Origin of the sequence: Lachnotalea sp. AF33-28 (genome assembly GCF_003477885.1) — a bacterium.
Lineage (GTDB): Bacteria > Bacillota > Clostridia > Lachnospirales > Lachnospiraceae > AF33-28.
In genome coordinates this window covers 22,364-36,600 of sequence record NZ_QUEE01000017.1, presented here as the reverse complement: position 1 = coordinate 36,600, position 14,237 = coordinate 22,364, and the positions used below count along the sequence as shown (strand labels likewise).

The following is a 14,237-nucleotide window of genomic DNA, read 5'->3' as shown; positions in this document are numbered from 1 at the left end:
ATTGGCTGCCATCCTCCCCAGATGCCGGCCGGTCTTCATCATATACAGAAATACATTCCCCGCCCGCCAAAACAGCAGCTGCAGACTGTCCAGGCAATGCAGAGCCTTGTGCAGTAGGAATTGCCGCTCATGGACGGCATGCCTCCGAAGGGACTTCCCATGCTGCCATACCACTGTCCGCCGGACTCCAGCTGACGGACCAGATTCTGATACTGGGCATTGCCCGGCTCCATGGAAGCGGCCTGTCTGGCATGCGTCAGGGCATTGGCCTGATTACCCAGGCCGGAATTAGCGATGGCGCTGTAATAATACCACTGTGCGGTCCTGTCCGATATGCCGGAAAGCACGTTGACTGCTTCCTGGTAATGGCCGCTCTGGATATAGTTGGCGGCGGCCTGCATATGGACCGTATACTCATCATGACCCTGACCGCCGCCCGCTCCCCGCGCGCCTCCGAACCCGCCAAAACCTCCGAATCCGCCGAACCCTCCGTACTCACCGTAGCTGTCCTGGCCGCCGGTGCCGTACTGACGCTCCTTCATGATTTGATCGTAGGCCTGCTGTACCTCTTTAAATTTTTCTTCTATCGCATCTTTGTTGGGATTGTTGATATTGGCATCCGGATGGTACATGCGGCTTAACTTCCGATAGGCCTTCTTAATCTCATCGTCAGAAGCGTCCCTGGACACTCCAAGGGTTTTATAGGGGTCCGAAATCATAGAATTTTTCCTTTCTTTCTGCTGTATCTTATCTCCTGTCACCGGCCGTCAGGATGCTGACCCGGTGCAGCCGTGAGTGCCGTTGTACCGGCACCGGCCGCCAGCCGACGAACTTCGTATATCTTAGGGCGTTTTTTCTTCCTGCTGCCGTCGCTTTGCGGCCACCATCTCATAACGCGTCCAAACTCCGGAATACAGAATATTGCGCAGCACATCCGCACATTCCAGTATCGGCAGCCGTTCAAACGCCCTGGCGCTCTCCGCCATCATGGCTGTCAAGATCCCCCGGCAGGTTTCCTCGCAGCCTTCGCTGCCATATAAGGGGAGGAACGGATTGTATCCGCCGCTTTCCGCGTCCTTTTCCAGATCTTCATAGGCATCCATTAAGTAGATGAATTTGCCGAGAAAATATCCCATCTTTCTTAGCGGTTCTTCCCACTCATCCTGCCTGTATACGAATAATTCTGCCAGGATATCTCCAAAATATCCGGCCGCCTTATCCATGTTCTCTTCCCCGCGCTCTTCACAGTCCCGTATGCCCTTAAGGGCATCCAGAATCTTTTCAGCCTTGTACGGATAAGCGGCGGTTACCCGCCTGCACCTGCGTTTCAGCAGTGCCGCCATCATCCGGCGGTTTAAGCGGCGCTCGTCCTGCCAGTCATCCATCATCTTGTAATAGCCAAACACTATATTCATATCCGCAGCATAAACCGTGTATTCGTTATGGATGCAGAGATGCTTGCTGCAGGGATGCAGCATACACCGCCGGTATTCCTTAAGCGTATCCGGTTCGTACAGCCCGGTTAAAAGCAGCACCAGAAAAGTCATGTCATAGGACAGGGTCATCTGTCCGGCACGGCCGTAGCGCTTCTTCAGTTCTTTGCATAACCCGCAGTAAAAACCGCGATATGTATCGAAATCCTTGATCTTCATCTCCGGTCTGTTTGCGATGACGTATCCGAACATATGGGATGCTCCTTTCCAATGTCTTCCGACATTCTATCATAATACAAAATATTTGTGTAGTTTTTATGAGAAATTTATTAAGAAATACGGATAGAATTCCATTTTTTTCGTAAATCCGGGCTCTGCCTCTATGAAAAAAGGGTTGCAATTTCTAAAAAGTGTGCTATACTCACTGTCGTAAGAAATAAATGAGGCGTGACGTCCCACCGCAGGCGCCGCCCCGGCTGTTTCTTTTACAACAATTAAATATCATTCGCAGAGTAGATTTGTGTGCGTTAAGTGCCGGCTGAACAGGGAGTTGTCAATCGGACGAAAAGGCGGAAGCCTTGCGGTACACATTTCGCATCCCGCTGCAATCCGAAGATAAAAGCGCATAGGCTTTTCCTATGCTGTAATTATCTCCTATTGTAGTAAGAGGTCTGCAAAGGAGGTAATTTTTTTATGAAAAGATTAGCAACTTTGTTCGCCGATTCTTACCGTGAAGTAAAGAATATCAGAACAATCACCGTGGCTGCCATGTTTGCCGCCATCTCCGTAGCGCTGGGATATTTCACCATTCAGATCGGCGACTACATCAAAATCGGATTTTCCAGTATCTCCAATGAATTTGTGTATTACCTGTTCGGGCCTGTGGTCGGGGGATGTTTCGGCGGATTCATCGATCTGCTGAAATACATCATCAAACCCACCGGCGCTTTCTTCCCCGGCTTCACCGTCAACGCCATCTTAGGCGGCATCCTGTACGGAATGCTGCTTTACAAACGGCCGATCCGGCTTGTGCGGGTCGCCGCCGCCAAACTCACCGTTGTCGTAATCTGCAACATCCTGCTGAACACGCTCTGGCTGTCCATGCTGTACGGAAAAGCATTTATGGTGCTCCTGCCCATGCGGGCCCTGAAGAATATAATCATGTGGCCCATCGACTCCCTTCTTTTCTATACGCTGGCCAGATTCTTTGAGAATGCGGGACTGTTTAAAACCATTCGGCGTTTTGAAACACGCGCCGGTGTGAAAACCGCGGATAAATAGCCTCACTGTGCGGGCGCATGCAGATAATAGAAAAAAACTCTGGCCATGCGCTCCGCCGAGGCTCTGGCCGCATCCTCATGATAATGGATATCCACCATAAAATACCGGTTTACATGCTCCTCATCCGCCTCTATGCGGCAGGAGTGTGCCAGCGCATGCTCCACCGAACTGATTTCCTTCTCCTCTATCTCACCATTTTCCAGATTCACCTCACAGTAGAACGGACACGGTTTTCCGCATTTAAGCATTTGCCTGAAATATTCCCTGCTGATCACTCTCATTCCATAACCTCCATGATATCCATGTTCCCCCCGATTCTGTGCTGTAAATCCTGCCGCGGCACCTAAAGCGTTTATGCCTGTCCAAAACTGCCGGACCGCACTGCCGCCTTACAGCGATGCGCCGCATGACCTCCTCTCCTGCTTTCTTTGCATTCAGCTTCCTTCATCACCGATGAAAAAAATCCCGTTCGCCATCCGAAGAGCTAAGTATATTTTACTACTATCAAATGGAAAGGTCAACCATTTTTCAAACATTTGTTCTGTTTTTATTTTAATTGTATTTTGACTATATTGTCGGATAAAAATACAGCGGCAAACTTAAGCGAATATACCTTATCCCGCATTAAGTCCTCCGCTGTTTACCCGCTGTATTCTCCGCAATCGGAAGCAGTAACCGCCGTTACAGATATTTTGCGAATGCACTGAATGAATATTTAAAATAAGCAAAGCTCATATTGGAGCCGAATTCTTCGATGTATTTTTTATATTTATATTCGGAAGGCACCCTGCCGGCCACGCGTTTATCCACCTTGGTGGATGTGTCCAGCAGATCCGCCTTGATATCCAGCCCGTCTCTTACCGCAGAGGAACAGACATAATTAAAAAACCCGGAACTGGTCACGGTGGAAGCGGTCAGCCGGTCGTCCCCCACGATTTCCTTCATCATCTTCAAACGGTCGCGGAACCGGCGCCACATGGACTCCGGAGCCATCGCCTTGGTGGAATACCAGACGCTGTCCGGATACAGCGATTCCGTCAGATGGGAAGGCTGGCTCTTGTTCTGAAGCGTGCGGATCTGGGATGTCTCCAGCAGCAGCTTTATCAGCCTTTCGCTGACCGTGCGGGTGTTGCCCTCATAGAGGCGGACTGTCCGCGTCTTTGGATCGATGTCGGCAGTCGTAAGATGCGTCAGATTAATGTAGTAATTGCCGGCAATCCCCTCATAAAGAGCCACAAATATGGATGCATTATATACCCCGTCATTGGCGGCCAGAATCTTCTGATAATACTCCTCATACTTCTCCGGCGTCAGATAATATCTTTCCTGGGATTCGTCAATCGCGGCGAATATCTTCTCATTCGGATACAGTTTATAATCCAGCCAGTTCACCTTACAGTAGCCCAGCGCTCTGCACCAGTTGATGTAATTAGTGATTATGGTGCGTTTCTGCCGGATCGTGGTCTTGGCCTTAAAGGACAGAAGGATCCCAACCAGCTCCTCCGTCGACATCTCGCACAGATCCTTGCCTGCGTCTCTCTCAAACTTCTCCGTGGCGGCAAATGTATTCTTAGCGTTTGTTTTGTCTTCTGTGGTGTATTCCAAATAAGCTAACTTCCGTTCTGCCTGATACATATTTCCTCCATTCACATCAACCGAATGCTGATGACCTACGTGCGCTTTTTTGTGCGCTCACATGAACCGATACGCCTGCGCGTTCTGCCCCTCTGTCCGGAAACCTATCGGCTTCCGTTTATGTTCAGTGCCTCTCTGTCCGCAATTCATTGTATGTCCGCATGATGAACACACCTATATGTAGTTTATCGTACCATAATTTTTTTTATTTGTCAATGTGCAGTTGTATTATGACGCATTTAGAAATATAAGGAAATATAACAGTTCAGACGTCCAATGTGAAAACAGGTGCAAAAGCAGGCTTTAAATCCAAGTTAAACTTTATTATGTCAAAATGCAATTTAATTATTGACTTTATCGAACATCAGTGCTATTATAACGTCACAATGCAATTTTATTTAATTGATACTTTACCGAAAAGGGGCAATGAAGCATGAAAAACCGTCTTTTATATGTACGCAAATACCATTCCTCACGCCTGAAAGAATTTGGTTGGGCTGTTGAAAATACGCTGGAGGAATCCCGGCAGCTGGGAGAGGTGATCACCCTTGCCGATAATCAGATACTCCGCACCGTCAGGGACGTCCGCCGACGCACTGTCTGCCGCGAAAAACTGGAGATTTTGTATAAGCTGCGCGATCATTACAGGGACAGCTGTACCTTCAGGCAGTCTCCCGCCGGCTATGCAAAAGCCCAGGCCATCCGCAGAAAGCTGGCCGCGGTCAAAAAAGACAGTGCCCTGATCCGACGCATGAAGCAGAAATACTGTTCCGACACGGTTTATGCAGATGAAGCCAGACGGATACAGGATAAAATCGACCGCACGCTGTTCGTGGAAGATTATGTGGTGGTCGTCATGGATCATATGAAGCATTACGAATACCTGTACCGCAGCGGCTTTCAGATCAATGGCCGTACCTACCGCCGTTTCAGCTGTTCTGCCGGGCAGGCCAGGGTCTCCACCGTGGTCTTCTGCTGCACAGACATCGCGTATGAAGTGAAAAAAAGGCTGAATAACGGCAGGGATGAAACAAAGAAACTTTCTCCCAGTAAATTCAACGCCTATTTCGGGCTGGCAGGCTCCGCCACCAGGACGGTGAGCGAACCTAAATTCATCGTCGTACGCGATTTCATCAACACAGCCTCCTTTTGGGCCAATTACTGCATAGAAAACGGGCCGAAGGTGGACGATACCATGGTGCAGAGGTTCATGCGTGATGTGCCGATGAACCGCACAGACGGCATGGGGCTGATCTCACCGAGACAGGCGGCCCGGTGGGCAGAGGAGCTGGGGCTGGACTATGTGCCCTCCCAGTTCTGTATCCGCCAGAACTTTATAAAAGGGATGCTCTGCACGTTTCCCATCCATGAGTTCTGCGAAGAGGTCAATCACGGCAGCTATCTCGTGGACACCGTGTACCGAAATGCCGACGGCAGCCCTGTGAAAGCCGATCTTAGGGAGTATGACATCATACTTTCGGAATCCCAGTTTAAGCTGTGGGACAGTTTTCAAAACCTTGAGACCTATATCCAAAACTGCCGCAGCAACCGCCTTTTCTGGGGCGTTGCTCTGACATCGCCCAAGGAGCCCAAACATATGCTCAAGCTGAATTACCAGTTCATCCAGACGCTGGATTTATCCCCGGAGGATGTGCGTGGCCTGGCTGAGCCATTTGTGCGCTGGATCCGCGGCGTATCCTATGATGACGCCGCTTACATGCTGCTCTTTCTGCTGGGAGTCAACAATACGGAAGAAAAAATCCGCAGTTTTCTATCCGGCAGCGACCGCTACTGGGTGAAAGCCCTGATCGCGGACCCCGCGGTGAAAAATGATAAATATATCCGCACCAAAATCCGGGAACTGATCCGTCAGAAGATCCGCAATGCCTGCAAGGGGGATATCTATGTGGAGGGGAATTTTCAGGTGCTGGTCTCCGATCCGTATGGCTACATGCAGCATGTCTGCGGGCTTCCGGTCACCGGCCTTCTTAAAGAGGGAGAATTTTACTCCGGCTACTGGAATGAACGCGGTGTCCGGGAGGTGGATGCGATGCGTTCTCCCCTGACTTACCTTTCAGAACACGTGCTGCTGCCGCTCCGGGATGATGACCTTACAGGGAAATGGTACCGTTACTGCCGCCAGGGAATCATACTCAATTACCACGGGCATGAGACGGTCAATTTCGCCGGCGCTGATTTTGATATGGATATACTGGCAACCACCCCCAATCCCATCATGAAAAAGGGCATCTGGCCGGATGAACTGCCCGTGGTATATGACGCGCCTAAGCCGGAGAAGATCTTATTTACCGAGGACGATCTGTACCGGGCGGACACATTTTCCTTCGGCTCCATCATCGGCTCCATCACCAACAAATCCAGCAACGCCTATGCCCTGCTGCCGCTGCTGGAACAGGAATACGGCCGGGACAGCGCCCAGTACCAGCTGGTAAAATCGCGGCTTAAACAGTGCTGTAAAGCCCAGTCGGCGCAGATCGATAAAGCCAAGATCGGACGGGAGGTCAAGGGCATACCGAAAGTCTGGATCCACCGCAACGCCGTGCGCAGGGATAAAAAAGGCCGGCTCACCGGAAGGCATCCTAACCGCAGACAGCTGTATAATGAAACCCTGCTGGACCGCTACCCCTACTTTTTCAGGTATGTCTACAAAGATGTGGACAAACAATGCCGTGAATACCTGGAGTCGGCCGACATCTCCTGCCGCCAAAAATACCGTTTCACCCTGCAGCAGCTTAAAGAACTGCCGGAGCGCAGCGCCGAACAGGATGAATTTCTGAACCGCGTTTACCGGTATGCTCCGGTGACCTTCAGTGATAGCCCGATGAACCTGCTTTGCCATTACATAGAAAATGTGGATTTTGAGATATCCAGGCATACGAAAATCCGGACGGATGAGGAGATCTTTCTCCGTTACAAGAGTCCAGTGCCTTACGAACAGTATTACAAGGCCGTAGCTGCTGAAACAAAAGCTTTCTTAAAAAAGGAAACTGTTGAAACCGTGCTGTGCCCATATGAGGATGACAGCACAGGATTTCAACCGGAACGGTATGAGGACTATTGCAGCAAAGCGGATCTGTTTGCTCTGCGTATGGAAAAGATCTGCAGCAATCCCTATGTGATCACCAACTGTCTCATTGATTACTTCTATAAGGAAAGACCTTCATCCAATAAAGATTTTCTGTGGGCAGCTTATGGGAAATATATTTATAAAAACATCGTCAGAAACGGCGATGTCACCGCCGTTCATTTTCCTCTGCCGGATGAGGAAGGGGATATTGAGTATCTCGGATACCGCTACAGTCTCCGGGAAATACCGCTGTAGTGCGATCCTAAAAGGAACGTTCTAAATCAATTGGCTATTTTTCCTAATTGAATATGAAAAGGCATGTATGCCATATTTTTTTCTTTCAAATATGTCAAAATGCAATTTTATTAGAAAGGATGTTGTGTATATGTATAATCAATATGACGAGCTGGAATACGCCAGAAATATTTATCAAAACGGCTTTCAAAGCAATTACCTGCCAACGCAGCTGCGGCTCCTGGCAATTTATATGAAAACGGAACTCGGCTATAAACCCAGGCAGCTGCGGGCAGAGCTGACCGCTTTCTGCCAGGACCGGCTGCCCGGCTACCAGCCGGCCGTCCACTACCCCGCCATCAATAAGGCTTTGCGCCAGGCCGGACAAAAGGGGGCTTCTCTCCTGCACATAAAAGAGCTTCCCATTTATCAGTGGGAACTGGACTTCCTTACGGCTTATCCGCTGTGTCCGCAGGAACAGATGACGGCTGCCCTGGAATACAACTGCCGCAAGCTGATGTTTACACTGCTGGTTCGGACCCGGCTTAGGCGCCTGATCTCCCTCCAGAAGAATTACGGTGAAAACCTCTGCCTGTATTTCAAAGGAGGGGGACGGGAATACCGCGAATTAAAACAGGAAGCCAAACTGCCTTCCTCACAGGATCTGCACAGCGGTCTGATCTATCATCTGGCCGCTGCCGGCGCGGTTACACCCATGCATGACGGTCTGCTCCGCCTGGACTTTATGGAAGAGGCGGACCGTGCCGCAGAGTGTGTTTCATGTTCACCCACGTTTGAACCGGCCTTTTCTATCAGTCATTTTAACAATGCAGGATGGTATTACGACTATTATAACCGGCTTCCCCGTATGAAGCTCTGCAGACATTGCGGCTCGCCGTTTAAAGCCTCCGGAAACCGCCAGCTCTACTGTCCCGGCTGCACAGAAGAGATGGAGAGGGAACGCTGGAAAATACGGGCAAGAAAACACAGGGGGATGGCGGTTCCGGCAGGCGATAGCCTCCTTGTACCCGCCGATTCCACGACCGGCTCCTGTCACGGTTTTGAAATAACCGTCCAGCCCCCGCTGCTTAAGGGTTTGGAGTGTGGGACGGTTTTCTCTTAAATATGAAACAGCATCACTTAAACAGGTCGAAGCACACTGTTGTGTGCGCAGCTCATCAGCCTTCGGCTGGTGACAAAAAAATCGGAAGCACACTGAAGTGTGCGTAGGTCATCAGCCTTCGGCTGGTGACAAAAGAAAGGAGAAAAATTATGTTATATGATATCGGAAGCATGAAAGAAGTGATCTACCGTGCTTTAAGCGATTCAGAATCCATCCGGCTGCTGCTTCTGGGGAGCGGATATGAAAACAGGGAGGAATCCACAGAGGTCCAGCTCTCCCGTCATCTGCTGAAATCCTTTACCCCTGATGAAGCGGCGGCGGATCCCCAGGTGTATCTGTGTATCGAAGCGCTGATCACCGGCACCACCCGCACAACTAAAAACTGCCGGATCATGCTCTATGCCGTCTGCCACCATTCTTTGGTGGATACAGCGCCGGCGGGAGGCGCGGGGACCTTAATTGACAGGCTATGTAAGGCCGCGGATGAGGTGCTCTGCGGCAGCAGCGCCCTTTCCCGTTCAATCGGAATCGGCAGTCTGACGCTGGAAAATACCGGCATGTACAAAAGCGATACCGGATATTACGGCATCATCATGGAATATTCCATTCCTTCCTACAGGTAGGTGATACTATGAAACTTGAACTATTTGATCTGCTTTCATTTGAACCTGCCGTCCTGTCCAATGTGGGGAGCATCCGCTCCCCGCTGCTTAGGGACATCGCCAAAATCCGCTGCAGCACCTATCAGTCCTATATCAGCCTGCTTTTGCTGACGCCTAAAATGTATTATGAAATGTCGGGGAAAAAAGAAGAAGTGCCGCCGGATCTGTCTGTCTACGATCTGATTGCCGCAGATGAAACCATGTATAAAGCGGTGGAGTCCGCCTTGGATTTTTTCTTCTGCGAAAAGGTGGTCTACCAGCCCGAACACCGGATGTTCTTTACCTATAACGGCGCTGCCGGGCCGGACGGAGACCCCCTTCCCACAGGCATTATCCATCGGGAGATCTATGGCCAGGTCTGTGATCTGATCCTTCAGCAAAACTACATACAGAAAAAAGAAGAAGATCTCTCTGAAATCAAAAGCAAACGCGCCCTGTCCATCGCTATGAAGCTGCAGCGCGGGCGGGAGGCCAAACAGACAAAGGCCCGTTCTAACCAGAATATGGAGCTTGGCAACATCATATCGGCCGTGGCCGCCAAGCATGAATCCCTAAATCCCCTAAATATCTGGGATATCACCGTCTACCAGCTCTGGGATACCTTTTACCGGCTCTGCAGCAACAACATCCTGGCCATACAGTCCATGAGCGTGGCAGCCTGGGGGGATAAGGAGAAGCAGTTTGACGCCTCCGGATGGTTTCAGCGGATGGGATGACAGCGCCGCTTATCGTCCCCGCAAGTGACGGGCCGGTGTGAGAGTTACTGTTCACCGTTACCGAAAAATTCCCGCGTATGAGAGGGCAGGGTATGGTCCTCATAGGGACCCGCTCTCGCTCCGTGAAGCGCGCAGCGGTACTAATGCTGTAAAATACACAGCAATAAGTACCGGCGGGCTTCAAGGGATCCCTATGAGGACCATACCCTGCCCTCTCATACGCTGCTTGATCGGCAGCGTGTGAACAGTAACAGAAACAGGTGTAAGGTATATCGGTTGTTTTAGGTTGCAAGGCACTGTTTGGATGTGATAGTATAATATCAGCAATTCACAATAAGGTGGAACAACATGAAAAAATACGGTTATATTCCTGTTATTATAATAGTTTTTTTGTTCACCGCCTGCCGCCAAGCTGCGGCGGATCCGGCAGACAGCACGGCAAGTTTCGTTTCATCCGCTGCTGCGGTTGAGACAGAGGCGCACTCCTCGGCGTCGGATGAGGATGAATATACACAGACCGAAGCGTATGCGGCAACAGAAACTGAAACGCCGTCCGTGCCGGAAACCCTATTATCCGGTGAAACGGAGAGCTTCTCCGCATCCGAAGCGGACTGGTTTCGCACAGGCGTCAAACACGCCGGTATCAACGATATTTCTGCCATCACAGCCTTAGAGCTTGCGGTAGAAGAAGGGAAACTGATGGCATCCGTCTCTGCCGGGAGCCGCTATACCTTTACAGTCGGCGATTGCACAGTGCTGGACTTAGAACCGCTGGCCGCATGCAGCGCGCTGTCTAAGCTGGAACTCACTGATCTGGATGCGCTGGGAGTCACAACCGTCGGCTGGGAGTCGCTTACATCTCTGCCGCTTGAGTTTATTGACTGCATTAACTGCGGGCTGGAAGAATTTCCGATATCCGGAGAGGACGGCGCCTTTAAAGATCTGATCTCCCTTGACCTGCCTGGAAATCACATCGCAGATCTTTCCGGCATATCACTTCCTGCCAAGATACGCTTCATTGACCTAAACGGCAACCCTGTAACGGATCTGTCACCGTTCATTCCTTATATAGACAGGCTGACCGTTGATTTTGACGGCGCCGAACTGACTTCTCCTTCCATATCCCCTGTACAGGCACAGAAATATGTGCTTGAATATTTCGCAGAGAATAACCCGCCTTTCTTCTACGGAGACGAGGAATATGTTCCGGACTTTAATGAAGAAAATTATACATTCAACAGCGCGCGTCTTTGCTGCACCCATCCGCCGGGAAGCACACATTTTCGGCATTATTACAACTCCATTGATTACTGTGTGGAGCCGAGGCTGGCGTGGATGCTTTCCTATACATTCGACTGGACAGGCAGTTTTGATGTATGGGTGGATGCGGAATATGGGTATGTTTTGATGTATGGGGATGTTCTGCCGGATTAAAGGGAATGAAGGGAAGCATTGCTCAAGTACATTTTAGAAAATGGAGTCCAGCAATTTGCTTTTGTAATTGCCGGGCTTTTATTCAATAGGAAGAAAGTCCCCCTGTAATTCCTTTTCTAATGGCCCTCCTGCGCTGCGCTTTACGGCAGGATGCGCCCAAATGTGGACAAAGCTCACCTTGATACCATTCATATTTATCTTTTTGTGAGTCACGCTTTAGAAAAAGTGCCGAGCCTCTTGATTTTAAAGGCTTTTCGGCACTTTTTATTTTATCCTTATTATGAAACAAAAAGACGGAAACCGAGCTTAACTGGCACTGTATACATACGCTGCCAAAATTCTCAACAAGCAAAAAATCCCGCGAGCGGGACAATAATTATGAGGCGAATTACCCAGTAGAACCTGGGAGAAAGGAAAAATCCAATCACTTTCTAATATCATTGGATTATACGTGACAAACTATGAATACAATAAAAAAAGTAATTGATGTATCTTATCATCAGGGAATTATCGACTGGAAAAAAGTGAAGGAATCCGGACTTGTAGATGCCGCCATCATCCGCTGTGGATACCGCGGCTATGCCACGGGGACTCTAATGAAAGATACGCAGTTTCAAAATAACATAACGGGTGCCCTAAACAACGGTATTCCTGTAGGTATCTATTTCTACTCCACAGCACTTTCCACAGCAGAAGCCAGGGAAGAAGCAGAATTTACGAATCGCTTAATAAGGAATTATGACGTTACCCTGCCTGTCGTATTTGATTATGAGGGGTATAATGACAGCAGATACCGTACATACAATAAGACAACACAGGCCCTGCGCACTGCCATGTGCAGGGCCTTTTGTGAAACAATAACTAACTATGGATATACCACTCTCGTTTACGGTTCTAAAGGCATTATCCGCAGTAAATACGATCTGTCACAGTTAAAAGATTTTCCGATCTGGTGTGCCCGTTATGCCGGCGGATATACCGGCATAACGGATGACTGCAAATATTTTCCAGATCTCGGGGAACATACGTCGAGCATCGCACTGTGGCAATACACCAGTATCGGCAGAATACCAGGTATCAGAGGCAACGTTGACCTGAATAACATGTATTTGGAGCATCACATTGGAGCATCCGATTCAGAAGCCGAAGATAGCATGGAAAATGAAATTCTCTCCGAAATACTCTCTTCCATCAAGGAACGCGAAATCTTCTGTGAAATTGCAGAATATCAGAATGGCTCCACCCCGGAAAAAGTTTATGAGGATTCTGCGTGCACTGTAAAAATCGGCTGTCTCGATCCACATGAACGCTGTGAAACCATGGGTATATTTGAGAACAGGGCGGTCGTGCTGTATACGGTAAACGGTACCGGGTATGAAAAAGTCGGCTTTGTAAAATGGCTTGGTGGTTGCAAACAGGCCACAAACTCCTATAAGGACAAAATCTACCAGAACGGTTCCTCCAGGGAACCGGTATATGCCGACAACAGCGGACAAACCAGAATCGGCAGTCTCGATCCCCACGAAAAGTGTTCCTGTATGGGAATAGTAGACGAAATGGCCATTGTACGGTATAAGATAAACGGTAAAGAGGACACAGAAAAAATCGGATTTGTGAAATGGCTTGGTGGCATCAGTTAACGTTGCATACCGCATGAACCAAGTTAAGGTCACGGTTTAGAAAAAGTGCTAAATCCACGGTTTTACAAGGGGTTTCGGCACTTTTTATTTTATCCTTATTATGAAACAAAAAGAAAAAATCCATAACCTGATAATCAGATCCGGAAAGGACCGCGGCTCTCTCACAGCCCCCCTCTCCCGGATCTTTTTATATATCAAAACACTTAAAAAAAGAAAGAGAGGAATTTAAACATGGGAATCAACTCAAACATGGCAAGCAGAGAAGTCTGCGACCTGATTTTTGTGGACTACGCCACAAAGAAACCTTTTTTAAACCTGGATTACGCGAACGTAACCACAACTGAACTGACAGGTGAGTCCTTATTCGCTTACGGCGGCAAAGGACATCCCAAGAAAGTACAGTTCTCCGGCGAGCGCGGCGGCACATTGACCATCGAAACGCAGATGCAGTCCGTAAAGCTGTGGCAGCTGATCACCGGCGGTGAACTGAACAAAAATGCTAAATTTGTTAAGAGAGCGGAAAAGATTACCGCAGGTACGGAAAGTTCCGTTATCACTCTGGATGAAACACCGATCACCGGAACTGTCAATGTATATGCGGCAGCTGATGACTGCGGTGAAGAGCTGGCTTGCACTGTTGCGGAAAAAACAGTTACGCTTACAACACCCGTGGCTGCCGGTACAAAAGTAGTTATCTACTATATGACTGAGGTGACGGATAAGGTGGAAAGAATCTCTATCAAATCCACCAGCTTCCCGAAAAATTTCATCGTATACGGCGATACAGTCATGAAGACAGAGGAGGATGAACTGCTTCCTTACCGCCTGATCGCTTACAAGGCCGCACCGCAGTCCAGCATGTCTTTAAGCTTCTCCAATAACGGTGATCCCGGCAGCATTTCCCTGGTCTGTGATCTGATGGCTGATGACGAGGATCATATCCTGGATCTGGTGCTGCTGGAGGAGTAACTGACCAAACTATTATATGCAT

General features: G+C 49.2%; 12 protein-coding genes and 1 riboswitch. Of the genes, 8 read left to right on the top strand and 4 right to left on the bottom strand.

The window, feature by feature from the left end:
- Nucleotides 1–38: 38 nt before the first annotated feature.
- Together DWZ56_RS19300 and DWZ56_RS19295 are read right to left on the bottom strand one after the other, a co-directional pair.
- Nucleotides 39–716 carry a J domain-containing protein gene (locus tag DWZ56_RS19300; protein WP_118558309.1) on the bottom strand — a complete coding sequence of 226 codons (678 nt, stop codon included), beginning with the start codon at nt 714–716 and terminating at the stop codon, nt 39–41.
- 126 nt (nt 717–842) lie between these two features.
- Nucleotides 843–1,685 carry a DUF5685 family protein gene (locus DWZ56_RS19295; protein WP_118558239.1) on the bottom strand — a complete coding sequence of 281 codons (843 nt, stop codon included), beginning with the start codon at nt 1,683–1,685 and terminating at the stop codon, nt 843–845.
- Nucleotides 1,686–1,939: 254 nt separating this feature from the next.
- Nucleotides 1,940–2,040, top strand: a riboswitch (THF riboswitch).
- An 86-nt stretch (nt 2,041–2,126) separates the two neighbouring features.
- Here DWZ56_RS19295 and DWZ56_RS19290 point away from each other — a divergent pair.
- A complete protein-coding gene (locus DWZ56_RS19290) occupies nt 2,127–2,714 on the top strand; it encodes a folate family ECF transporter S component (RefSeq protein WP_118558238.1) in 588 nt (195 codons plus the stop codon).
- Nucleotides 2,715–2,716: 2 nt separating this feature from the next.
- On the opposite strand, the gene DWZ56_RS19285 is transcribed toward DWZ56_RS19290, so the two are convergent.
- Both DWZ56_RS19285 and DWZ56_RS19280 read right to left on the bottom strand, forming a co-directional pair.
- A complete protein-coding gene (locus DWZ56_RS19285) occupies nt 2,717–2,995 on the bottom strand; it encodes a hypothetical protein (protein WP_118558237.1) in 279 nt (92 codons plus the stop codon).
- Between the two features lie 400 nt (nt 2,996–3,395).
- A complete protein-coding gene (locus DWZ56_RS19280; RefSeq protein WP_118558236.1) occupies nt 3,396–4,349 on the bottom strand; it encodes a phage lytic cycle repressor MrpR family protein in 954 nt (317 codons plus the stop codon).
- Between the two features lie 433 nt (nt 4,350–4,782).
- On the opposite strand from DWZ56_RS19280, the gene DWZ56_RS19275 reads away from it, so the two are divergent.
- From DWZ56_RS19275 to DWZ56_RS19245, 7 genes are all read left to right on the top strand, one after another.
- Entirely contained in the window at nt 4,783–7,692 is a 2,910-nt protein-coding gene (locus tag DWZ56_RS19275) for an RNA dependent RNA polymerase (RefSeq protein ID WP_118558235.1), read from the top strand.
- Between the two features lie 130 nt (nt 7,693–7,822).
- Nucleotides 7,823–8,794 carry a hypothetical protein gene (locus tag DWZ56_RS19270; protein WP_147369456.1) on the top strand — a complete coding sequence of 324 codons (972 nt, stop codon included), beginning with the start codon at nt 7,823–7,825 and terminating at the stop codon, nt 8,792–8,794.
- A 149-nt stretch (nt 8,795–8,943) separates the two neighbouring features.
- On the top strand, nt 8,944–9,417 hold the full coding sequence (locus DWZ56_RS19265; RefSeq protein WP_118558233.1) for a hypothetical protein: 474 nt from the start codon (nt 8,944–8,946) through the stop codon (nt 9,415–9,417).
- An 8-nt stretch (nt 9,418–9,425) separates the two neighbouring features.
- Nucleotides 9,426–10,172, top strand: a complete 747-nt coding sequence (locus DWZ56_RS19260) for a hypothetical protein (RefSeq protein ID WP_118558232.1) — start codon at nt 9,426–9,428, stop codon at nt 10,170–10,172.
- Between the two features lie 348 nt (nt 10,173–10,520).
- Nucleotides 10,521–11,606, top strand: a complete 1,086-nt coding sequence (locus tag DWZ56_RS19255) for a leucine-rich repeat domain-containing protein (RefSeq protein WP_118558231.1) — start codon at nt 10,521–10,523, stop codon at nt 11,604–11,606.
- 461 nt (nt 11,607–12,067) lie between these two features.
- Nucleotides 12,068–13,246 carry a glycoside hydrolase family 25 protein gene (locus DWZ56_RS19250; RefSeq protein WP_118558230.1) on the top strand — a complete coding sequence of 393 codons (1,179 nt, stop codon included), beginning with the start codon at nt 12,068–12,070 and terminating at the stop codon, nt 13,244–13,246.
- 231 nt (nt 13,247–13,477) lie between these two features.
- Nucleotides 13,478–14,215 carry a hypothetical protein gene (locus tag DWZ56_RS19245; RefSeq protein WP_118558229.1) on the top strand — a complete coding sequence of 246 codons (738 nt, stop codon included), beginning with the start codon at nt 13,478–13,480 and terminating at the stop codon, nt 14,213–14,215.
- Nucleotides 14,216–14,237: the final 22 nt, after the last annotated feature.